General features: G+C 62.2%; 16 protein-coding genes. 11 read left to right on the top strand and 5 right to left on the bottom strand.

What is annotated here, in order from left to right; translation table 11 throughout:
• Nucleotides 1-6 precede the first annotated feature (6 nt).
• A complete protein-coding gene (gene urtA / locus ACFSM5_RS00775; protein WP_379874103.1) occupies nt 7-1,275 on the bottom strand; it encodes an urea ABC transporter substrate-binding protein in 1,269 nt (422 codons plus the stop codon).
• 411 nt (nt 1,276-1,686) lie between these two features.
• Here urtA (ACFSM5_RS00775) and ACFSM5_RS00770 point away from each other — a divergent pair, with 411 nt between their 5' ends.
• Nucleotides 1,687-2,382 carry a response regulator transcription factor gene (locus ACFSM5_RS00770; RefSeq protein ID WP_379874101.1) on the top strand — a complete coding sequence of 232 codons (696 nt, stop codon included), beginning with the start codon at nt 1,687-1,689 and terminating at the stop codon, nt 2,380-2,382.
• Here the strand turns inward: ACFSM5_RS00770 and ACFSM5_RS00765 are convergent.
• A complete protein-coding gene (locus tag ACFSM5_RS00765; protein WP_379874099.1) occupies nt 2,379-4,973 on the bottom strand; it encodes a hybrid sensor histidine kinase/response regulator in 2,595 nt (864 codons plus the stop codon). The two genes, ACFSM5_RS00770 and ACFSM5_RS00765, sit on opposite strands and share 4 nt — an antisense overlap.
• Nucleotides 4,958-6,283, bottom strand: a complete 1,326-nt coding sequence (gene urtA, locus ACFSM5_RS00760; RefSeq protein ID WP_379874097.1) for an urea ABC transporter substrate-binding protein — start codon at nt 6,281-6,283, stop codon at nt 4,958-4,960. Before urtA (ACFSM5_RS00760) ends, ACFSM5_RS00765 begins: the two co-directional genes overlap by 16 nt.
• Before the next feature lie 202 nt (nt 6,284-6,485).
• Between urtA (ACFSM5_RS00760) and ACFSM5_RS00755 the strand changes: the two genes are divergently transcribed.
• Together ACFSM5_RS00755 and ACFSM5_RS00750 are read left to right on the top strand one after the other, a co-directional pair.
• Nucleotides 6,486-6,908: a DUF4399 domain-containing protein gene (locus ACFSM5_RS00755; protein ID WP_379874095.1), complete on the top strand. Its 423-nt coding sequence runs from the start codon at nt 6,486-6,488 to the stop codon at nt 6,906-6,908.
• A gap of 20 nt (nt 6,909-6,928) precedes the next feature.
• Nucleotides 6,929-8,413, top strand: a complete 1,485-nt coding sequence (locus ACFSM5_RS00750; protein WP_379874093.1) for a methyl-accepting chemotaxis protein — start codon at nt 6,929-6,931, stop codon at nt 8,411-8,413.
• A 65-nt stretch (nt 8,414-8,478) separates the two neighbouring features.
• Here ACFSM5_RS00750 and ACFSM5_RS00745 read toward each other — a convergent pair whose 3' ends face one another.
• Nucleotides 8,479-9,531, bottom strand: a complete 1,053-nt coding sequence (locus ACFSM5_RS00745) for a 2Fe-2S iron-sulfur cluster-binding protein (protein ID WP_379874091.1) — start codon at nt 9,529-9,531, stop codon at nt 8,479-8,481.
• 18 nt (nt 9,532-9,549) lie between these two features.
• Entirely contained in the window at nt 9,550-11,232 is a 1,683-nt protein-coding gene (locus ACFSM5_RS00740) for an ethylbenzene dehydrogenase-related protein (protein WP_379874089.1), read from the bottom strand.
• A gap of 438 nt (nt 11,233-11,670) precedes the next feature.
• Here ACFSM5_RS00740 and ACFSM5_RS00735 point away from each other — a divergent pair, with 438 nt between their 5' ends.
• Genes ACFSM5_RS00735 through ACFSM5_RS00700 form a run of 8 tightly spaced genes read left to right on the top strand, consistent with a single transcriptional unit; the run spans nt 11,671 to nt 22,797 of the window.
• Nucleotides 11,671-13,260 carry a methyl-accepting chemotaxis protein gene (locus ACFSM5_RS00735; RefSeq protein WP_379874087.1) on the top strand — a complete coding sequence of 530 codons (1,590 nt, stop codon included), beginning with the start codon at nt 11,671-11,673 and terminating at the stop codon, nt 13,258-13,260.
• 2 nt (nt 13,261-13,262) lie between these two features.
• Complete coding sequence (locus tag ACFSM5_RS00730; protein ID WP_379874085.1) at nt 13,263-14,210, top strand: CheR family methyltransferase; 948 nt, start codon at nt 13,263-13,265, stop codon at nt 14,208-14,210.
• Nucleotides 14,207-15,586 carry a chemotaxis protein CheW gene (locus tag ACFSM5_RS00725; protein WP_379874083.1) on the top strand — a complete coding sequence of 460 codons (1,380 nt, stop codon included), beginning with the start codon at nt 14,207-14,209 and terminating at the stop codon, nt 15,584-15,586. The genes ACFSM5_RS00730 and ACFSM5_RS00725 overlap by 4 nt, the downstream gene beginning before the upstream one ends.
• On the top strand, nt 15,583-16,671 hold the full coding sequence (gene cheB, locus ACFSM5_RS00720) for a chemotaxis-specific protein-glutamate methyltransferase CheB (protein ID WP_379874081.1): 1,089 nt from the start codon (nt 15,583-15,585) through the stop codon (nt 16,669-16,671). The genes ACFSM5_RS00725 and cheB overlap by 4 nt, the downstream gene beginning before the upstream one ends.
• 2 nt (nt 16,672-16,673) lie before the next feature.
• Nucleotides 16,674-17,090, top strand: a complete 417-nt coding sequence (locus ACFSM5_RS00715; protein ID WP_379874079.1) for a response regulator — start codon at nt 16,674-16,676, stop codon at nt 17,088-17,090.
• Between the two features lie 13 nt (nt 17,091-17,103).
• Complete coding sequence (locus tag ACFSM5_RS00710; protein WP_379874077.1) at nt 17,104-20,100, top strand: chemotaxis protein CheA; 2,997 nt, start codon at nt 17,104-17,106, stop codon at nt 20,098-20,100.
• Nucleotides 20,097-20,585, top strand: coding sequence for a hypothetical protein (locus tag ACFSM5_RS00705; RefSeq protein ID WP_379874075.1), 489 nt, complete (start codon nt 20,097-20,099; stop codon nt 20,583-20,585). The genes ACFSM5_RS00710 and ACFSM5_RS00705 overlap by 4 nt, the downstream gene beginning before the upstream one ends.
• Nucleotides 20,572-22,797, top strand: coding sequence for an adenylate/guanylate cyclase domain-containing protein (locus tag ACFSM5_RS00700; RefSeq protein WP_379874073.1), 2,226 nt, complete (start codon nt 20,572-20,574; stop codon nt 22,795-22,797). Before ACFSM5_RS00705 ends, ACFSM5_RS00700 begins: the two co-directional genes overlap by 14 nt.
• Nucleotides 22,798-22,876 lie beyond the last annotated feature (79 nt).

Here is a 22,876-nt window from a genome sequence, read left to right as displayed (position 1 = left end):
AACTTCCTAGAGGGGTTTGAAGCGGGGTTCGGTGCAGTTGCCGCAGACCCAGGGGAAGGTCCAGTCGGCTTTGAGCTTGGCGCTCTCGGGGATGAAGGGCGACCAGGCATCGGCCTTGATCGGACCCTTGGTCTGCCAGACGGTCTGGAACTGACCATTGGCCTGGATTTCACCGATCATCACCGGCTTGGAGAGGTGGTGGTTGGTGTTCATCACCGCTTCGAAGCCCGACGGCGCCTTGACCTTCTGGCCGTAGAGAGCCTGACGGACGGCATCGACATCGGTGCTGCCGGACTGGGCCACGGCCTGCGCCCACATCTTGAAGCCGATCACGGTGGCTTCCATCGGATCGTTGGTCACGCGCTTCGGGTTCTTGATGAAGCTGTGCCACTGCTTGATGAAGGCGTCGTTTTCGGGCGATTTCACCGACTGGAAGTAGTTCCAGGCCGCCAGATGACCGACGAGGTTCTTGGTGTCGATACCGGCCAGTTCCTCTTCACCGACCGAGAAGGCGACGACCGGAACCTGTTCGGCCTTGATGCCCTGGTTCGAAAGTTCCTTGTAGAAGGGAACGTTGGCATCGCCATTGATGGTCGAGACGACGGCGGTCTTCTTGCCGGCCGAGGAGAATTTCTTGATGTCCGAGACGATGGTCTGCCAGTCGGAATGACCGAACGGCGTGTAGTTGATCATGATGTCTTCGGCGGCGACGCCCTTGGACTTCAGGAAGGACTCAAGGATCTTGTTGGTCGTGCGCGGATAGACATAGTCGGTCCCGGCCAGGACCCAGCGCTTCACATCGCCGCCGTCCTTGCTCATCAGATATTCGACGGCCGGGATCGCCTGCTGGTTCGGGGCGGCACCGGTGTAGAAGACGTTGCGCGAGGATTCCTCACCCTCGTACTGCACGGGATAGAACAGCAGGCCGTTCTTTTCCTCGAACACCGGCAGCACCGACTTGCGGCTGACCGAGGTCCAGCAACCGAAGACGGCCGCGACCTTTTCCTTTTCCAGCAGCTCGCGCGCCTTTTCGGCGAACAGCGGCCAGTCGGATGCCGGATCGACGACAACGGCTTCGACCTTCTTGCCCAGAAGACCGCCGTTCTTGTTGATCTCGTCCACCATCATCAGGACGGTGTCTTTGAGGGTCGATTCCGAAATGGCCATGGTGCCGGACAGCGAATGCAGGACGCCGATCTTGATGGTGTCGGCGGCAAAGGCGCTGGATGCAAAGGCGACAAGGCTGGCAGAGAGCAGCAACGCAGTCTTATTCATGATTGGGCCTCCCAAAGGCGGTTGACGTGTTGCATTGCGGTAAAAGCATGCGGCGTGCCAACTGCGGTTTTTGGCCAAATATTCAAAAAGTCATATTTTGTTTTTCGCATCTCAAACGAGCGTTGTTCATAAAATTGACGCGGATTTTGGTGAATTTAAGCTCAACGCATTGAGATAAAAAGGCATTATGGGCGATGATTAAATTGCGATCATCAGTTCAATAAATGAACAATATTTCAGATATTTCTCTTTATTTCTCAAATATTTCTGTATTTGCCTATGATTATTATTGATAATCGCCGTCGTGAACGCCCGTCAAGTCTCTTGACGGGCGTTGCAAAAAGCGACGATGGTTAAGGTGACAGGGTAAGTTTTCCCATATGTTTCTGGCGGTGCAAAAAAGCTAACGACATGGCCGAGCATGTTCTGATTGTCGAAGATGATGAGGCCGTTCGCGGATTGCTGGCGGCGGTCTTGAGCCGTGCCGGGCACCGGGTGAGCGAGGCCGAGGATTGGTCGGAAGCCTCCGCCGTGCTGCATTCGGTCAGCGTCGACCTGATCCTGCTGGATCTGACCTTGCCCGACGCCTCGGGTCTAAGCCTCACCCGGTCGGTGCGGGCGCTATCGGATGCTCCGATCATCATCGTCTCCGAACGGGGCGGCCCGGAGGAGCGGGCGCAGGGGTTGGAGTTCGGGGCGGAAGATTACGTGCCAAAGCCGGTTTTCGCCCGCGAGCTGCTCGCCCGCGTACGCAACGTGCTTGGGCGTCGTCAACCCCTGGCGCCGGGTGCCTCGCAGGTCTGGAAGATCGAAGGGGCGAGCCTGGATCCCGCTGCCCGCAAGGTCTGCAATGGCGAGGGGATCGCCATCGACCTGACGCCGACTGAGTTCGATCTGCTGCATATCCTGACCCAGCGCAGCCCGCGCATCCAGAGCCGCGACCAATTGATGGATGCGCTCGGCACGGGCGAGGGCGACAGCGGTGCGCGCAGTATCGATATCCTCGTCAGCCGCCTGCGCCGCAAGATGGGGCCCGTGGGGGCCTTCATCGAAACCGAACGCGGCCACGGCTACAGGTTTTCGGGGCGCGTGCAGCGCGGCGCCTAGAGCCCTGACGGCGCCTTGTCGTCGAGGACGGTTTCACGCCAGTGCCAGAGTGCCGCCAGCCCCGGTGCCAGGGCCTGATCGAGCGTGGCCAGCATCTCGGGGTCATTCGGCATGGTTTCGAAGATCCGGGCGGCATCACGCAGCCCCGCAAGGCCATAGCTGCCTGCGGCCCCTGCCAGCCGGTGGGCCGCATCCGCACTTCCCTTGATATCGCCTGCAATTGCCGCTCTTTTAATCGCTGCGAGGTGGCGACGCAGAATATCGGGTAGGGCATCGAGCAACCGGGCCGTCTCCTCAGTCCCAAGGGCGGCAAACAGATCATCGGGCAGATTGCGGTCGAAGGCGGTCAAGGTGGCGGGTGCCACCATATTCTCCCAGAGCTCACGCCCCTGCATCGCCAGCGATAGCGCGCGGGACAGGCGTTGGGGGTCGATGGGCTTTGCAATCAGTCCCATCATGCCCGCCGCCCGGCAGGCCGCCTGATCGTCGGGCATAAGGTTCGCCGTGACGGCCAAAACCGGCAGACGCTCGCCCGCTTCGGCAGCGGTTTCGATCAGACGGCGCGCGACGGCCAGCCCATCGACGCCGGGCAGATGAAGATCCACAAGCGCGATATCGAAACTGCCGGGAGTGAAGAGGTCGAGCGCAGCGGTGCCGTCTTCGGCAAGGCTGACCCGATGGCCATCGCGTCGCAACAGTCCGGCGATCACATCGCGATTCACCATCTCGTCCTCGACAATCAGGATGCGAAGCGGTGTCGTCGGCAATGTCGGGGCGGTGTCATCTACCGGGGCTTCGGTTGCGGGCAACTGCAGGGTGACGCTGAAACTGCTGCCTTGTCCTGGCTGGCTCCTCACAGCCAGCGTTCCCTCCATGGCCGAAACCAGACGGGCCACGATGGCGAGGCCGAGGCCTGAGCCGCCGAAACGGCGGGAGAGGGCGCTGTCCACCTGATAGAAGGGTTCGGTCAGGCGTGGCAGTGCCTCTGCTGGAATACCCATGCCGGTATCGCTGACCGTGAAGGTGAGGGCATCGCCCTGCGCCGCGATTTCCAGGACGACCCGCCCGGCGGTGGTGAATTTGATCGCATTGCCGATGAGGTTGAGCAGCACCTGACGCAGTCGGGCGGGGTCGCCGCGCACATGCTCGGGAATCGTTGGATCTAGTGTCAGATCCAGGACCAAGCCCTTGGCTTCGGCAGGATTGCGCATCAGGGCGACCAGATCGCTCGCCAACTCGCAAGGCTGGAACGCCTGATCCTGCAGTGTGATGCGCCCCGCCTCGATGGCCGCGATATCCAGGATATCGTTCAGCAGCGTGGCCAGCGTTTCCCCCGACTGGCGGATAGTCCGCACATGCCGTCTCGCCTCGGCATCCATACCGCAGCTATCCAGCAACTCGACCATCCCCAGCACGCCGTTCATCGGGGTGCGCATCTCATGACTCATGACGGCCAGGAATTCCGTCTTGGCGCGTGTGGCGGCTTCGGCCTGCTCCTTGGCGGTCGAAAGCTCGGCGGTGCGTTCGTCGACCATCCGCTTCAGGCCGGTCTGATAATCCGCGATCCGCGTCGCCATCTCGTTGAAGCCACCGGCAAGATCGTCGATCTCGCGGCTACCCTGATGGCCTTCGATGGGGGTGAAACGGCCATGGGTCAGGTCATGGGTCGCCTCGGCCAGATCCTTCAGCGGGGCTGCGATGCCACGGCCGACGAAGACGGAGGCGATGATGGTCAGCAGCAACGAACCGCTGATGACGACCCAACCTGCGATGCGCAGGCGCTGCACGGCGGCCAGACTCTCCCGCACATCGGTGCGCACCACCATTGCCCAGCGGAAGGAGGGGAGGTAGCGCCAGGCGGCCAGCACTTCCTCGCCCCCGGCATCGATAGCCTCTCCGACACCCCGATCCCCACGCAGGGTGCGGGCTGCGATATCGGCCAGGGGCAGGTCGGCGTTCCAGGCATCGGCGGGGACGATCAGGGTGGCGCCGGTGCGCCCAAGGCCTGTCGGATCGGTGACGATATCCCTGATCGCGCTGCGGTCGAGGGTCAGGGCGACCACGCCGATCAGGGCGCCCTCCCGCAGGACCGGGGCGACGGAGGCGGTGACACGGCCGTCGCCTTGGGCGAAATCCGCCACTTCGGCCTCCAGCAGCGTCCGCGCCCGGTCGACGGCGGCCAGCAGGGGGCCAGATTGCAGGGAGAGGCTACTGCCCGTGGTGAAGAGCGGCTTGCCGCTGGGGTCAAGCAGGATCAGTTCGTGGGCTCGGAAAGCCTCGGCATGGCGACGCAGGGTTGCGGCGGTTTCCGGGGTATCCGTTTCGGTCAGCGCGGCAGCGACGGTGGGCAGGGTCGAGAGCAGCGCAATCTCCGCCACACGGTCGCGGGCGAAGCCTTCGATGCGCGCCGCCTTCTGATCGGCCACGGCGGCGAGGCTGGAGCGGATCTCGTCCACCAGATTGCGCTCGACCGTAGAGAAGTAACCCCAGACGAACAACATCAGGGGCAGCAGGCCCAGCAGCATGTTGCCCGCTGCGATCTCGCCCGCCAGTGGCAGTTTCAGCCTGAGCGATTTCAGGGAGCTGACCATTGGCCTCCCCATTTGCGATAGAGCTGATCGAGGAAGGTCAGCCAGTCGGCCTGACTCATGAGGGCGGGGAAGGGGACGGGACGGATGGGGCGTCCGCTGTCCCACAGGATCGCGAAGCTACCGTCCGCCTGGATCTTGCCGATGCGGACGGTCTTCCAGACGTGCTGGCTGATAGTGTCGATCTGGATCAGGCCACCGGGGGCCATCATGCTCTGCCCGCGTACATGGCTGCGATAGTCCCGCCAGTCGGCCGACCGGGCTTCGGTGACCGCCTTGGCCCAGAGATGTACGCCGTAGTAGGCGGCCTCCATCGGGGCGGTCGTCACATAATCCTGGCCGAAACGCGCCTTGAAGCGACGGACGAAATCCCGGTTCTCGGGCGTGTCGACCGTCTGGAAGTAATTGCGCGCGGCATAATCGCCCTTCATCAGGTCGGGACCGATGGCCTTCACCTCGGCCTCGGCGACGGAAAAGGACATGACCGGCATGGTTTCGGCCGTAATCCCGGCCGCACGCAGCGCCTTGTAGAAGCCGATATTGCTGTCACCATTGATCGTATTGAAGATCACATCCGGCTTGGTGGCCTTGATGCTGGCGGCAATAGCCTCGAAATCCTGACCGCCGAGGGCGACATACTCGTCCCCGACGATTTCGCCCTGCAGGGCCGTGACCTGAAGGGCGATGATCCGATTGGCAGTGCGCGGGAAGACATAATCGCTGCCGACCAGGAAGATGCGTTTGCCGAGGTTATCGAGCGTCCATTTGATCGCTGGGATGATCTGCTGATTGGGGGCGGCGCCCGTGTAGACGATGTTCGGGGACTGCTCCAGCCCTTCATATTGCACGGGGTAGAAAAGAACGGCGTCCCGTGCCTCAAAAATGGGCTTTACGGTCTTTCGGCAGGCACTGGTCCAGCATCCGAAGATGGCAGAGACCTTGTTCTGGGCGATCAGCCGCTCGGCGCCACCGGCGAAAGTGGGCCAGTCGGAGCGGCCGTCCACGACGATAGGTTCGACCGGACGCCCCAGCACGCCACCTGCTGCATTAAGCTCCTCGATGGCAAACAGTGTCGCATCGACCACCGTGCGCTCGGACACGGCCATGGTTCCGGTCAGGGAATGCAGCACGCCGACCTTGATCGGCCCCCTTACCGGGCCTGTGCCGTCCGAGCGCATCTGCACTGTCATCACGGTCGCAAAGCCGATCATCCCGGCCAGAACCAGGGCAGCGAAAAGATTGCGGCGGCGAAGGGCGTGATCGGGCATCGCGAGGGGGCTGGCTGAATTGGAAATCCGGGTGCCGCTATGCAAGGCGCGCGCCCGGATACCGCACCTGATCAATCGATTTGCTAAAAGCGTTTGCTTAACGGCGGTTTGTTCGACAGGCGCACAATTTTTCGCCGTCAGATCCGAAAAATTTGGTTCAAAAATGTCGCAGGTTCAGCAATATCTGATAAGCATACCTCTACTAATGAAGGTCCCTTGGGCAGAAGCGGATAAGAAAGAGGAAACGATGAAAGCCAAGCAATTCCTGGTCGTCTCGATGTTGGCGCTCGCGCCTGTCGTTTCCGCCAAGGCAGGCGAGACTCCGGCCCCGGCCGGTTCGTCCGTCTATCTGATCGAGCCGAAGGATGGTTCGACCGTGAAGAATCCGGTCAAGATCGTCTTCGGTCTGAAGGGCATGGGCGTGGCGCCCGCTCTGGTCGAATGGCCGAACACGGGTCATCATCATCTGCTGATCGACGTGGATAACTTCGACCCCAACAAGCCGCTGCCGAACAATGCGACCCATCTGCATTTTGGCGGTGGCGAGACCGAGAAGATCATCAATCTTCCGCCGGGGAAGCACACCATTCAGGCCGTGCTGGGCGACCATAATCACGTTCCGCACGCGACGCCGGTCCAGTCGGAAAAGATCACTATTACCGTCGAATAATTTCGACAGGAGCGGCGGCGTTGAATCTCAGCATCACACAGCGGTTCTGGCTCGCTACGACGCCGATCCTTCTCATTGCCGTGGCGGTCGTTGCCACGACGATCACGCTTCTCTACGACAAGGCCTGGCGCGAACAGGCCGAGGCGACGCAAATCGTGCTTATGAAGCGCGTCGCCCAGGAAGCGGCCCCCGCAATCCATCTCAAACAGGCCGCCATCGTCGAGAGGCGTATGCGGGCCTTTGTGCAGGATGCGGGACGCAGTCTTTCGGGCTTCACCGCCTATGACGCCGAATTGAATGCGGTCGGGACGTTCCACCAGGATAAGGCCATCCTGCCGGAATTCCTGCCTATCCTGAAGGCCACCAAGCAGGCCTTGGACGAAGCAGGTGCAACCTCCACCGGCGTTGAAATCCGTGAAGTCGGCGATCTGAATATCATGATGGTCGCAACCCGGCTCTCGGATAACACAGTTCCCGGCTATGTCGTTGCTGCCTGGAATGCCGATATCATCGCCGACGTTACCGATTACGCCACGTTGGTGGCATTCGGTGTCGGCGCTGCGGCGCTTCTGGGCTGCCTGCTGGTTCTCTGGATCACGGCCAGCCAGATCACAGGTCCTCTGAACCGCATCACCATTGCCATGACCAAGCTGGCGGGCGGCGAGCTCGATATCGAGCTGCCGAATGCCACGGGCCGTGAAATCGGCGCGATGCGTAAGGCGACCGAGACTTTCCGCGACAATGCCTCGCTACTGGCGGAGCAGCGCAAGGCGCTTGAGGAGCAATCCGGCCGTATCGCCGATGCCAGCCGGGCGACCGGCGGTGCCGTCGGGCGGGTCCGCGACGGTGCCCATGTCCAGACGACGGCGCTGGGGCAGGTGGCGAATGCCATCGGCGAATCCGTGCGTGCGATCACTGAAGTCTCGGATAATGCCCAGGGCGCCAGCAGCCTTGCCAACCAGGCCTCGGATCTGGTGCGCGAAGGCCAGGACGCCATGACGGATCTGCTGAAGCGCGTCGGTGTCATCGGCGAGAATGCGGCCCGCATCGGTGCGATCACCAAGGCGATTACCGAGATCGCGAACAAGACCAATATGCTCTCACTCAATGCTGCCATCGAAGCTGCCCGTGCGGGTGAGCATGGCAAGGGCTTTGCCGTGGTTGCCGAAGAGGTGCGTAAGCTGGCCGACAGCTCTGCCCAGTCGGCCGAGGAAATCGCGCGCATCGTGGCCCAGGCGGTCACCGATGCCAATGCCGGTCAATCGGCCTCGCAGGAGGTGCGCGGCCTGATGGATAAGATCGCCGGACAGGTGACCTCCACCGACGCGCGCATCCGTTCGATTGCGGTTGCCATCGAGCAGCAGCAGTCGACCCTCTCGGACATCGACTCGAGCCTGGGCGAGCTTAAAAGCGTGGCCCAGAGCAACACGGTTGCCGCTGAAGAGATCACCGCGACCTTCCGCGATCTCGAACAGCTTGTCTCCAAGGAGAAGGCGGTCGTCTGACCGCCGGTTTCCGGTCAAAGAAAAAGGGGCCTCGCGGCCCCTTTTTTATTGGCTGTACCTTAGAGCTATTTGGCGCCCAGCATCGACTTGATCTTGCCGAACAAACCGACCTTCACGACCGGCGCGGTCGAATAGAAGGGGTCGGAATGGATGTGGTCGCTCTCTAAGCCCAGGGACACCACGGTGCGGGTCAGGGCATCGATCATGGGTGGCGGACCGGCGGCATAGACCTTGAACCCGGCAAGCGAGTTCCAGTCGTTGGCGATGGCGTCATGGACGAAGCCGGAGCGGCATTCCTCATGCTCTTCCTTGTTCGCCAGGATGATATCGGTGCGGAAATTGCCATAGGTTTGCTGCATCGACCGCAGCAGTTCCTCGGCATAGACATTCGCGCGCGAGCGCAGGCCGAAGAACAGATGCACCTGCCGATCCGGGTTTTCCTGCAAGGCGGTGCGCACGATGGACAGCACAGGGGCCAGGCCCGTCCCGCCAGCTGCGCAGAGGATCGGACCTTCATGGGTCGAGCGATAGAAGGCCTGACCGAAGGGGCCATCGATATCGACTGAATCGCCCACCTGCAGCTTCTCCGCGACATAGCCGCTGGCCTGCCCGCCGGGGAGAATGCGGATATGGAACTCCAGTTCTTCGTCGTTCGGATGGCTGGCCATTGAATAGGCGCGAGGCGAGCAAGAACCGAACGTCAGTTCCGAATATTGCCCGGCCTTGAAGGGCAGGGGCTCGGCCGGACGCAGCACGAGGCGACGGACATCGGGCACCGGGGCGTCAATGGCAACCACCTTGGCCTTCACCCGGCGCGGCGGGATAACCACAAGCGACACATCGAGCGCGGTCAATGAGGCTATCGCAATATCGCCCTTGGGCTGCGAACGGCAGGCAAGGATCAGGCCTGCGGCCTTCTCCTGATCGCTGAGCACGCCCTTGTCGTAAGGGGCCATGGTGACCTGACCTTCGACCAGACGGCACTTGCAGCTGCCGCATTCACCGCTGCGGCAGCCGAACGGCAGCGGGACGCCCGCGTCCAGCGCGGCATCGAGCACCGTTGCCCGCTTGCCTGCGAAGACCGGCTCCTGCCAGCCGTCGATCAGGATCTTATTCATTGGTACCCCCCGACAGCTTTATTCGCCCAGTTCCAGACGGACAGGACGTGTGTGGTATGAGTGCCGGGTCTGCGCATGCTGGAATGCGGAAACCCAGAAATACATGTCTTTGGCGATCGGCAGGTCGTACTGCGATCCGGTATCGAGAGCGCGCTTCACTTCCAGGCGCCAGACTCCATCCGACCAGACAGCCTCGGCGGCGATATGGCCACGGTCGCCCTGGAAGGGGCCGCGCACCAGCACGCTCGGCAGGACGGTTCCAACCGGGATATTGGCATCCATTTCGGCCGTGTAGGGAACTGTCTCTTCATACAGCAGCCACCAGTCGGCGCGGTCGGCGCTGCTGTGGTCGATGCCGTCACCTGCGATGGCAGCGCGAACAAGCTGCCAATCCTTGGGCAGGCGGCGCGGCACGACACCGTCGGCAAGACGGGCCGCCGGATCCTTGCGGTCAAAGTTCTGCACGTAACCGCCGCCGGTATCGGGATCCATGTTGAAGCCGCCGCGATAGCGCTCGTCACCCGCCGGCTTTTCCAGCGGTGCACCGATATAGCCGTCATCCATCTGCGAAACGACGCGGTTGCCGGTGCGTGCGGCCTTCCACTGCCAGAGATCGACGATGGAGCCATCGGTCATATAATGCATGCCGCGACCATGGGTCGATTTCTTATCGCTCAACACTTTCGAGCCATAATGCGCTGAGCCGCCTGCAACTTCGGACGCACGGGACAGCATCACCGCGAACTGATCTTCGTAGAATTCGCTCTCGTCGCCCCGGTCGGCTTCGGTCTGCTTGATGGTCCAGCCGGTTTCAGTCTTCACCATCGGGAACAGCTTCATCGAGCGTTCGGTATCGGGCCATTCGAAGGCGAAATAGGCGGTGGTGCCGTCGTGGATCGCCTTTACGGTGACATCGATTTCTCCGCCCTCAACCGTATGAGCGCGCGCGGTGGGAATGACGATAGCCTTGGCGCTTTTCCAGACCTCATCGTCGAACTTGCCATCGAGCACCGGGGCGCTTGCCACCTTTGGCAGGGTGAGCGTGCGCAGAGCGATATGGTCGATCCAATAGACGCCGCCAGCGACGGCTGCAACCACCACGAAAGCGGTCGCCCCAGCCACGCCATAGGCCAGACGCGGCATCATGATCTTGGTCAGCTGACGGATGCCGCCATAGGCGATCTGGCCACCGATATGGATCACGACGTAAAGGATGAGAGCCCAGGAGAGAACCCGGTGAGTCGCGCCCAGGAAGGCCGCGGGCAGCAGACCGGCGCCCCAATAGGAGATCGAGCCGGAAATCGCCAGCAGCAGGATAATGGTGAAGCCGACCCAGAAGATCGCGACATTGCGCGCCTGCCAGCGGGTGGCACCGTCGGGTGATTTCAGGGCCTGACGACGGTATCTGTCGAAGATGATACGGCTGCCGAGCCCGGCGCGCAGCAGATAGACGCCATAGCCCAGGATGACGGCGGTCAGACCATAGCCCGCCCACACATGCCACTGACTGACCGCGCCATGCAGCAGAACGGCATCCAGCAGAAGGCTCCAGCTGGCATCGGGGCTATCAGTGGAAATTCGCAGGCCGGACAACAAAGCCACGCCCAATGCCAGAACAGCCGCCCAATGGAGAATGACGGTCGAAAGGTCGCTGCGTCGTTTTACAGTCGAGTTCAGCGCGCGCCGATCACCAAATTTCATACCGCTATGCCCTTCGTGACCCGCGAAAGCGTGAAACCATTCCCCAATTCTGACCTAGGCGACGCCATGGGGAAGCGCATCCCTTTTTTCTACCCACTTAATACCGTCGAAAACATTTTATCACAAACTCATTATATCCATCGGCGGTCAAGAAACGGAAGATGTTCTATCTCGCAAGTGCAATATCGACAATTTAATAACATTCCCGTTAGGTTAATGTCTCGAGGCGATATGGTTAAGACTGCGCTGCGTTGGCCGATTTTATCGGTTTATGACAGTCGTTTGGGCATTCGGATTGTTTACAAGACGTTCGCACAAGCCGTAGGCTGACGGACAAGACGGCATCCGGCGGACGGGCATCGGTCATCCTCTCCTGTCGTCTTGAAGATGCCGTTTTGTCACAAGCGGTGATCATCGAATGGGGCGGGCAGAGGGTCTATGACGGAAGAAGTCGGGGCGGCGGAAGCTTCGGGCGGCAGCTTCAAGTGGGCCCGCATCAGCGTTATGGCGCAGATCATTGCGCTGGTGACGCTGGTTCTGGTCGGCGCACAGGTCGTGCTTCTGGCCTTCGCCATGCGCTCGAACGAGGTGGTGGTCTATAATATCGCGGTGCGCGATAAGCTGACGACCTCGGCCATCAACAGCTTTTCGATGCTCGTGAACGAGTATGAAGGCCGTCAGGTTGGCGCGCTCGCCCATGTTTATTCGCCGCAGGAATCAGCGGTCCGCCTGCCGACGATCCAGAAGGAACTGGCCGCCAGCTGGACCACGGTCCTGCGCGAACTCGAAGCCTATCTCGACCCCGAAACCGTGCGTTCCGCCCGTCAGCAGGTCGACCGTCTGCCGGATTTCGCCGAACGGCTCCGCCAAGCCTATGTGCGCGGGGATGATGCGGCCTATATCGCCATGCATAAGGAATGGCTGACGATCAAGCCGGGCCTAGACGCGTTTGTTGCTAAGGTACGCGCTCGTATCGAGGCCGCGGCGGACGAGAATGTCGAGGCTGCAGATAATTCGGCTGAACTGGTGCAGCTTCTGGCGCTGTCGATCGGCGTGATCGGCGCTGGGGTTCTGATCGCCAACTGGTACGTCCTGTCCTTCAAGATTGCCCGCCCTGTCCGCGATATGGCCGAGGCGATGCGGGCGCTAGCGGATGGTCATATCGGCGACGAGGTGCAGGGCACCGGGCGCGTCGGTGAAATCGGCATGATGGCGCGGGCGCTGAAGGTGTTCCGTGCCCAGGCTATCAGCTCCGCCGAACTGACCGACCGCGTCGCGCAATCCATCCGGCAGGTCGCGACTGCGGCCAATCAGGCAAGCTCTGCTGTCAGTCAGGTGTCGGACGGCTCCTATACCCAGCTCAACGCCTTGAAGCAGACGGCAGCATCGCTGGAGCAAAGCTCACGCGCAATTGCCGATGTGGCGCGCTCCACCCAGCTCGCCTCGGAGCAGGCCAAGAATGCGGCCGATCTGGCCATGGGCGGCATCGAGCAGATGGCCGACATGGTCGATATCGTCACGGCGATTGCGGATTCGAGCGCGCAGGTGGAGCAGATTACCGGCGCCATCCAGCGCATCGCCGCCCAGACGAACATGCTGTCCCTGAATGCCGCCATTGAGGCTGCGCGAGCAGGCGAACATGGCAAGGGCTTTGCCGTCGTCGCCGAAGAAGTGCGCAAGCTGGCCGATAATTCCGGGGCGCTGGCCCAGAAGATCGCGGTGCTGGTGCAGCAATCGACCGAAGCAACCGGACGCGGTGTGCAGATGGCCGAGGAAGTCTCGGGCAATATGCAGCGGATCGCCGAGGGCGTGAAGCAGAGCGACCGTCTGGTCGGTGCCATCGCCGGGGCGATGGAGGAGCAGCAGGCAACCGTCGGCGGCATCAATAGCAATGTCTTCGAGCTGACGCGCATCGGTCAGAGCAATTCGACCGCCGCCGAAGAAATCACGGCGACCATGGTGCATCTGTCGAAGCTGGCCGATAAAACCCGCATCGAAGTCGATCAGTTCAAAAAACTGGTCAATTGATGATGGCGGATCTCGGAGATCGCCTAGGCGCCGACAGCTGGAGTATCCCTGGCGAAGAGCACGCGAAGGGTATCCGGAAGACTTTGCTGCACGGGCTGATGCAGGATGTCGAGCGGATCGCGGGCATCAAGGTCGCGACGCCGGTCGAAAACAAGCTGCAGCGGATTTTTGCCAAGGTCGATGTCGGGACGCTCGACCAATGGGTGCGCCATCTGCGATCCAGCCCGTCGGACAATCCGGACTGGTTGTCGCTGATCGAGAGCCTGACGGTCCATGAGACCTATTTCTATCGCGACATGCCCCAGCTCGATCTGGTGCGAAATGTCGTGCTGTCCCGGCTGATCAGCCAAGCCATCGAACGCGACACCAAGACCTTACGCATCTGGTCGGCGGCCTGCTCGACGGGTGAGGAGGCCTATACACTGGCGATCCTGGCCTTCCAGGCTATGGAAGCCGCAGGCGTCGCCTATGAAGAAGCGGGACAGGCCTTCAAGCTGGCGCCGGGATGGAGCCTGAAGGTCACCGGCACCGATATCTCCCGCCTCGTCCTGCGTCAGGCGGAAGGCGCAGTTTATGAAACCGGGCCGATGTCGTCGTTCCGCGATATGCCGGATGCGACCATGCGCTTTTTCCCGAAATATCGTCTGGCGCCGGGCAGCCTGCGGGTGCGCGAAGACATTCGGAAGGTCGTGAAATTCACACCCTACAATCTGCTCTCCCCAGTGGCGATGAGCGGAATTTATGATCTCATTGCCTGCCGCAATGTATTGATCTACATGGCAAAATCTGCGCGTCATGCCATTCTGGAAAGCCTGACGGGTGTGCTGCGCGACGATGGCGGGCTGATCCTGGGGCCGACCGATCAGTTGCACTTGGGCGTCGTGAAGCGGTTTTCGCCTCCTCTGGATGGCGCTTCGCCGGTCTTCTTCAAAAGCGGGGCGACGACATGAGCGAGATCACGACAGACGCCTGGCTGATGATCGAATGCGATGGCGAGCTTTACGGCCTGCCAGCGCTGCAGGTTGACCGGATCGCTGAAATGCCCCCGGTCACGGCGCTGCCCTATGCGCCGACGGCGGTTCTGGGGCTCGTGGCGCTGGGCGGGGTCGTGCTGCCGCTCATCGATCTTGGCGCTTACTTGAGTGGCCGGACACCGTCCCGGGACAAGACATTGGGCGAAATGGTGCGGCTGACGCTGGAGGATCGCGGTCTCGCCTTGCGGGTCGACCGGGTACTGAGTCTTGCCACCGTCCGCCTTATCGATGAGGAAACGGCGGACTGGAATGGTCGCACCGCGACCTTGATCGATCCGATGACCCATGGCTTGACCCGGTTGGCTCCCAAGCTACCGGCAGAGGATGAACCGGGCCTGCTGGCGCAATCCGGCATGGGCCGGGTTGCGGTCGAGCAGGAGGAAACCGTCGCGGTCCTGGTGGTGGAGCAGGGCGGCATGCTGTTCGCCCTCGATCTCGACTCGGTGATCGAGATCCATGACGATCTCGTCTGGTCCGAACTGCCTGCCGCGCCGGAGGTGGTTTCCGGTGTCGTCAATCTACGCGGCAAGCAGGTGCTTGTCCTGGGGTTGGGGACTTTGCTGGGGCAGGAGCGGCCCGGCGGGGAAATCACCCTGGTCTGCCGCCGGGAGATTGCCCGCTTTGCCCTGTCGGTCGACAAGGTGCTGGGGATTCGCCGCTATCCGCCCAAACGCTCCCAGGGGATCGAGGAGACAGGGGCTGGACTCGACGGCTATTACACCGACGCCGAAGGGCGGATGATCGGCGCGCTCAATCTGTTCCGTCTTGTCGAGGACGATCTGTTTTATCAGTTCGGCAGCCTGTTCGCCGATGTGGATGATGCCTTTGGCGCCGGATCGCAGATCCGCCAGATCGAACGTAATTTCATCATCTTCCGTCTGGGCACCGACCTCTGCGCCCTGCCGGTTGAGTCTGTAGAGCGGGTGGTGGAATGGAGCCAACCCATCGCCCTGCCGGAGGCTGAGAATGCCGCCGTCACCGGGGCGGTCGAGATCGGCGGGCATATCCTTCCTATCGCGCCGCTCCATGCCAAACTCGGCAAGACGGCCAGCGCGCGTCCGACCGCCTATATCGTCGCCAAGGATGGGACCGGCAGTTTTGCTTTGCCGGTCGATCATCCCGAACGCTTGATCTCACTTCCCATCGATACCATCGAAGAAGTGGGAACAGGCGAAGCGTTGATCGAAGGCATCACCCAGATCGCAGGTCGTTATGTCTGGATACTGGCGCCGGACAAGATCCTGGATCCCGAAGCCAAAAACGGGGTTACTGGGGGCGGGGTCACCGGATGATCAAGGTCCTCGTCGTCGACGATCTCGGCTTCATGCGTATTGCACTTCGGCAGATCATCGAAGCCGAAGGCGATCTGACCGTCGTCGGTCAGGCACGCAATGGGGTCGAGGCGGTCGAAATGGCCGAGACCCTGAAGCCGGATGTCATCACCATGGATATCGAGATGCCGGAAATGGACGGTATCGAGGCGACCAAGCGCATCATGGGGTTCGCCAATCCTCCGCCCATCGTCATGGTCAGCAGCCATACGCAGGAAGGGGCGGAATCGACCATCCGCGCGCTGCGGGGCGGGGCGGTGGATTTTGTGTCCAAATCCTCCTCCTTCACCCAGAACGACCTGGGCCAGATCAACAAGGAACTGCGACCGAAGCTGCGCCAATGGGCTGGCCAGCGGCCGCGCCGTCAGCTGCCTACCCCTGTTCCGGTAAAAGGTAAGGCACTGGAGCCGACCCAGGATAATGGTCGCACCCTCGATACCGCCCGCACGGGCGAAGGGGCGGACTTGATCGTCATCGGAGTGTCGACCGGCGGCCCACAGACTTTGCCGCGCCTGCTGATGGCGATGGGGCCGGTGCCGGTTCCTATCGTGATCGCCCAGCATATGCCGGAGTTTTTTACCCGTTCGATGGCCGAATTCCTGGGGCAGGAAACCGGCCTCAACGTGTTCGAAGCCGCCAGCGGCGTCCAGGTTGGTCCCGGTGCTGTTGCCGTGCTCAAGGGCGGGCGGGACTGGATGGTGGCGCCCAAAGCGGACGGCTTCGTCGTTCGGGGCGCGTCTGCTCCGGGGACCGTACACCCGTCGGTTGATACGCTTTTCCGGTCGGCGGCCTTAGCTGCCCGGCGACCGATTGCCGTAATCCTGACGGGTATGGGCGATGATGGGACAGAAGGAGCGTCGCATTTTCACCGACGCGGCCTGCCAGTCCTGGTACAAACTCCAGAAACTTGCGTTGTCGGCGGAATGCCGTCAGCCGCAATAGAGGCGGGTCACGCCTCGCACGTCCTGTCCATCGAGGCACTGGCCAGCCGGCTGTCGCGATGGGCCAAGAGCAACCGGATCCAGACTTCAGCGAGTGTATCCTAGCCATGACCAAGAACATCCTGGTGGTGGACGACAGCTTCATCATGCGGACGATCATCAAAGATATCGTCGAAAGCGACCCGGACCTTAAAGTTGTCGGCATGGCCGAGAACGGCAAGATCGGGCTGCAGAAGGCACGTGAGCTGAAACCAGACCTTATCCTTCTCGATATCGAGATGCCGGAAATGACCGGGATCGAGATGCTTCAGCGTCTGATGCTGGTCGGCAAGATCAAGGTGATCATCATCTCCTCGGTCGGGCAGGTCGGCTCGCCCCAGGCGCTGCAGGCCCGCAAGCTGGGGGCGCTCGACGTTATCCCCAAGCCCTCGGGCGCGATGAGCCTCGATCTTCAGGAAAAGAAGGGTCACGAAATCGTCCAGGCGGCGCGCCGCGCTCTCAGCCTCGACGCTGCTGCTTCTTAAAGGGGCGCCCGCGATGGATGTGGCCGAAACCCTCTGGCAGGAATTCGCGAATGAGACCGAGGAGCATATCGAGCTTCTCGAACCCTTGCTCGCGGGGGCTGGCAGCGGTCTTTCGTCCGAAGACATCGCGCAATTGTTCCGCTCGTTCCATTCCGTCAAGGGCGTTGCCCGGGCGATGGATGTGGGGGGGATGGAGCAGATTTCCCACGGGGCGGAAAATATCCTCGGTTTGGTGCGCGAGGGTCACGCGCAGCTCGAGGAAGCGGTCGTCGATATCCTGCTCCAGGCCGTCGATGCCCTGAAACGCCTGCGGGCCGACGTGGTGGTCAGCCGCCAGAACGTCGAGGCGCCTGCAGAAATCGTCGCGATGCTGGATCGCGTCTATGGCCTCCTGAAGTCGGCCGTGCCTGAGGCATCGTCGGGCGGTGGTGGAGGCGGTTCGGAGCTCGCACCAAGTGTGGCGTCGACCGGCATATCGGCCTCCGAACTTCACGAGGATGTCGAGCTTTTAAGCGTTTTTGCCGATGTCATGGGGCAGCGCTTGCCCGATGTGGCCTTGGCGGTGTCGCCCCAGGTCGATGAACCGGCGGTGCGCGAGCAGATCCTGGACGCCGTCCAGTCGCTGGCCCATGGCGCCGATGTCATGGAATTCGAGGCGCTGGCGGAGACCTTCAAGGGGATCGAGACGCTGCTGCCCGCCGACCGGTCGGTGACGGATGAGGTCCGGCGCGAACTGCTGCCACTGCTGGGGCAATTGCGGACCCAGGCCGAGTTGCTGGGCGAGGCTGTCGGTGCCGATGTGGGCGTGGCGGCTTTTGCATCGGCCCTTACCGTTGCCCTGGGGCCGTCGGTCGCGACGCTGATCCAGGATCTGTCGAATGCCGTCAGCCATGTGGAGCTGACGTTGATCGAAGAGGGCGGCATACCGTCCGAGGCGGATGCCGCCGAAATCGTCAGCCTTTCCAAGATCGCCGGGATCGCGCTGGGGTGCCTCGGGCATCAGCTGGCCGCCGATCTGCTGGCGCTGGTTGAAGATCTGTTCGCGCGTGCTGCCCAGGGGGCCGTGACGCCCACGACGGAAACCCTTGCTGCTACCCGCGCGATCCTGGAAGCGGTCGATCCGCGTCTGCCGTTCCAGCCTGGGCTTTATCGCGACAGCGATATCTCGGAAAGCGAGAGCGAGGAACTGGCGGCAACCTTCCGGGGGGCGCTGGCTGCCGGTGCGGCGCGGGGACCGGCGGAAGGACGCCTCGTCGGTTCGGCCTATATCCGCGGGCAGCTGTTCGAGGCGCTGACGGGCGATCAGGTCCCGCAGGTCGAAGAGATGCTGGAGGCGGGGTTCACCGCCTATACGATGCTGCTGCATCTGGAAGCCGATACGGATATCGCGGGCACCATTGTCGGCTGGCTGACGGGCGAGGCGAAGGCAATCACCAACCGCACCGTCCTGCGCGGGCACGAGAGCTGGTTCGAGTTCCTGGTCCTGTCGTTCCATGCGCCGGAGCAGGTGACGGAGATGCTGGCGCAGATCGATCCGCGCCAGCGCTGCCTGCGTCTGCTGCGGCAGTTGACCGAAGAACCCGCCGGTATCGTCCTGCTGGGGACCGAGGAAGAAGACGAGGAAATCGTCACTGCCGCCGCTCCGGTTGTCGAAGAGCAGGCGGTGGAACGGGCTGGTCCTGCGCAGCAGCGCGGTCAGGGCGGCATGGTGCTGCGCGTCCGTTCCGACTCGATCGATCGCTTCATGGTGCAGATCGGTGAACTGCGTGTCATCGCGACCGGCCTGACTCTGCTGGCCGATGATGGCGAGGTGGCGAGCGCCATCACGCGGATCCGCCAGACTCTGGGCGAGCTGCCAGCCCACGTGGCCAGCGAACTCAGCACGGCACTGGCGACCATCGACAGCCATCAGCGCAAGGTACGCGACCTTGATCAGCGTCTGGATGGCGCGCTGGTGCAGCTGCATTCCGTCGCCCTCGACCTGCGTGTCGTGCCGCTGGATACGGTCTTCAACCGCTTCCCGCGCGTGGTGCGTGATCTGGCGCAGAGCCAGGACAAGGATGTCGCGCTTAATCTCGAAGGGCGCGAAGTCCGTATCGATAAGAGCATGGTCGATCTGCTGATCGACCCGCTGATGCATATGGTCCGCAATGCCATCGACCATGGGATCGAAACGCCGGCTGATCGCAAGCGCGCGGGTAAACCCCCGCGTGCTAGCCTGACCCTGCGCGCGGTTCAGCGGTCCAGCGAAGCGGTTATCGAGATCATTGACGACGGGCGCGGCATCGATATCGAGGTGGTGCGCCAGAAGGCCGTGTCGCGCGGCTTGATTTCGGAAGCCGAAAGCCGCCGCCTGACCGAAGAAGAGATCATCCGCTACATCTTCCGGGCTGGCTTCTCCACCGCTGAAGTGGTGACGGATCTTTCCGGGCGCGGCGTCGGGATGGACGTTGTCCTGACCTCCGTCACCCGCATGGGCGGCAGCATCGATGTCCGCTCCACCCTGGGCAAGGGCACGACCTTCATTCTCCAGTTGCCGCTGACAGCATCCTTGCAGAATACCCTGCTGGTCGAGGCCGCGGGACAGACGCTAGGTATTCCCGAGCGTAACGTCTCGGCGGTCGAGGATGTGACATCGGACATGATCCAGCTGGTCGGCGGGCAGCGGGCGATCCTGCATCGCGGCATCTTCCTGCCGGTCTATCAGCTTGGCAGCCTGCTGGGGCTGGAGAGCGATCCGACGCCCAGGGCACGCTTCCCGCTGGCTGTGGTCTCCAGCGGTCATACGGCCATCGGCATCGAGGTGGACCGGCTGCTACGCCGTCAGGAGGTTTTCCTCAAAGATCTGCATCCCGAGATCGCCAAATTCCCCGCTATCGGCGGCGCCTCGATCCTGGGCGACGGCCGGGTGGTGCTGATCCTGGATGCCGACGGCTTGATCCAGACCGCCAAGCGCAGCGGCAGGCCCGCTTCGGCATTGGCTATCGTTGGCGAAGAAGAGACCGTATGAGCGGCGGGGCAGGCGACACGGGGCTCTATCTGACCGTCTCCGCGTCGGATGGGTACGAGCTGCTGTTCGAAACCTCCCTGTGCCGGGAAATCCTGCCGCTCGCAACAGGCCAGACCTTGCTGAACTGGCATGGGGTCGAGCTGGAGGTGCTGGACCTCGCTGCCCTCTTGAGCGAAGGGCGGGAGCAGGGCAGCACGGCCATCGTTTATGCGCAGGGCGAACAGGAAAATCTGGTGGCCGTCGCTGTAGGGGCGGCGCGGGGACTACGCAGGCTGGAAGGGCGCAGTTTTGCGCCATTGCCGCCGGTTTCCGAGCTGGGTGACATTCTGTTCGACGGGGCCTTGGCCAATAGCGACGGCACCATCAGCTACCGCGTTGCTGCATCGCTCGATATGAGACGTCTTGCCGCGGAAGCGGCGCCATGGTACGGGGCGAACAAGAATTCGTCCGAGAAACCTGATGGAGCAGGACATGGCACTGGCTAACGGCGACTTGATCGAGGCGGTCGCATCGACCGTTCTTGGCGGTCCGACCGTCGACGCGTCGGGGGAAACGCTCGCCGCGCATCTGCCAGCCGCCCTGGATATGGCGTTGCAACGCCTGATCGACCTGGATTTCCCGGCGATTGAAGACCCGTCCCCGATGGCGATCCTGATCGCCCTGGCGCGCGCGATGTTGCCCGCGACCGGTGGTGGCGCGCTGCGCTTGCGCCTGACGCCCCTGTTCGGCGGTGGCAGCATGCTCGCCTATCGCCCGCGTGAGCGCGGTCAGCCGGAAGTTGCCCGCGATACGCTGCATGATCAATTGTCGGCCAAGCTGGTGATGGCGGATGGGCGCGAGATCGGTACGCTGATCGTTGCAGCCCCGAAGCCTGTGGACCCGGCGGCCGAGCCATTGTTGCGTCACGCCGCGAGTTACATGACCAGCCGCCTGCTGCGCCTCTGGACGCCCGCGCCGGGCATGATGGCGGATGTGGTGCCGCGCCTCGTGCGGATCGAGGAAACGGTCTACGACGAAACGGACGAAGCCTTAAGCAAGGTTCTCTCCATCGCTTGCGATGTGCTGGAGGCGGACCGGGGCACGATCTGGCGCCATGACCGATCGATCCATGAACTGCGCGCCATCGTCGACGGTCGTGACGGCACCCGCGTCGAGGTGCGGATCGGTGCCAATGAGGGCTTGGCGGGGGCGGTTTTCTCCTCGGCTGAAGCCATCCGCATGCATGATCCCTATCAGGATCCTCGCTTCCATCCCGCCATCGACTGGCGGCTGGGACGGCGCACGCGCGATGTGATGATGGTGCCGATCAGGACCGCCCAGGGCGAGACAATCGGCGTCCTGGAAGTGGACAATCGCGCCAGTTCCGAACCTTTCAGCGAGGTTGACGAGCAGCGCCTGAAGGGCTTTGCCGATCAGTTGGGCATAGCGGCGGAAAATGACCGCATGCTCACCGAAATCCTGGGCATGAAGGCCTACAACGAAAGCATCCTGCGTTCGCTTTCGAACGGTGTCATGACCATCGACAGCGCCGGGCTCGTGAATTACGCGAACGAGGCGGTGGGCCGGATCCTGAAGCGTGACGGCGATGTCTTCATTGGCCGCTCGCTGACCGATATCTTCACCGAATTCGACAGCTGGCTACCCGATGCGGTGGAACAGGTGGCCGAGACGCTGGAAGAGCGTCTGCTGCCTGCCGTCGAATTCTATAACGCTCTCGAAGATAGCTGGATCCCCGTCAATCTGTCCGTCGTGCCGCTATCGGACGGGCGCGGGACCATGCTGGGCTTCATGCTGCTGTTCGAAGACATGTCGCGCGAACGTGAGCTGCGCCGCACCATGGCGCGCTATATGCCGACCGAGGTTATCGAGAAGCTGATCGAACAGGCGGATACCACGTTGGGCGGTGTCAGCCAGCAGGTGACGGTGCTCTTCTCGGACATCCGCAACTTCACCGGCATCTCCGAACAACTCGGTTCATCGGAAACGGTGACGATGCTGAACGAATATTTCTCCTATATGGAGGATGTGGTCACCAACCACGCGGGCATCATCGATAAATATATCGGCGATGCGATCATGGCCCTGTTCGGCGCCCCGTTCCCGACGGGTAACGACCCCGATAATGCCCTGCGCGCCGCCTGCGACATGCTCACCGTGCTGGGCATGCTGAACAAGGGGCGGGCGATGGAAGACAAGCCCCTGATCAAGATCGGCATCGGTATCGGTACCGGCATGGTCATCGCGGGCAATATCGGATCGCCCAAGCGCATGGATTTCACCGTCATCGGCGATGCGGTCAATCTGTCCAGCCGGATCGAAAGCACGACCAAGCTCTATGGCGCCAGCGTGATCATCTGCGGCACAACCCGCGCCGGGATCACCCGCGAAGTTCCCATGCGACGTCTCGACTCTGTGCGGGTGCGCGGTCAGACGGTGGCAACCGATCTCTATCAAGTCCTCCAGGTACCCGAGGCCGATGGCTTAAGCGATGTGGAAGCGGGTATCCGCCTCTATGGCGAGGCTTTGGATCTCTATCTCGCCGCCGATTGGGAAAAGGCCGAGGCGGCATTCCAGCGCTGCGTCGACGCCAATCCCGGCGATAAACCCGCCCAGACGATGATTGAGCGCTGCAAGATCTATCGCCGCCGCACCAACATGCATTGGCAGGGCGCGACAGCGCTCGACGAATTGCATTAGGGTTTAGGGTACCCTCTGCCTGTCATCCCGGGCTTGACCCGGGATCCGGCCGTAGGTTGTTGCAGCCCTGAAAGGCTTT

Origin of the sequence: Lacibacterium aquatile, from assembly GCF_042683105.1 — a bacterium.
GTDB classification, from domain to species: domain Bacteria; phylum Pseudomonadota; class Alphaproteobacteria; order Elsterales; family Elsteraceae; genus Lacibacterium; species Lacibacterium aquatile.
This window is presented reverse-complemented; position numbering and strand designations above follow the sequence as displayed.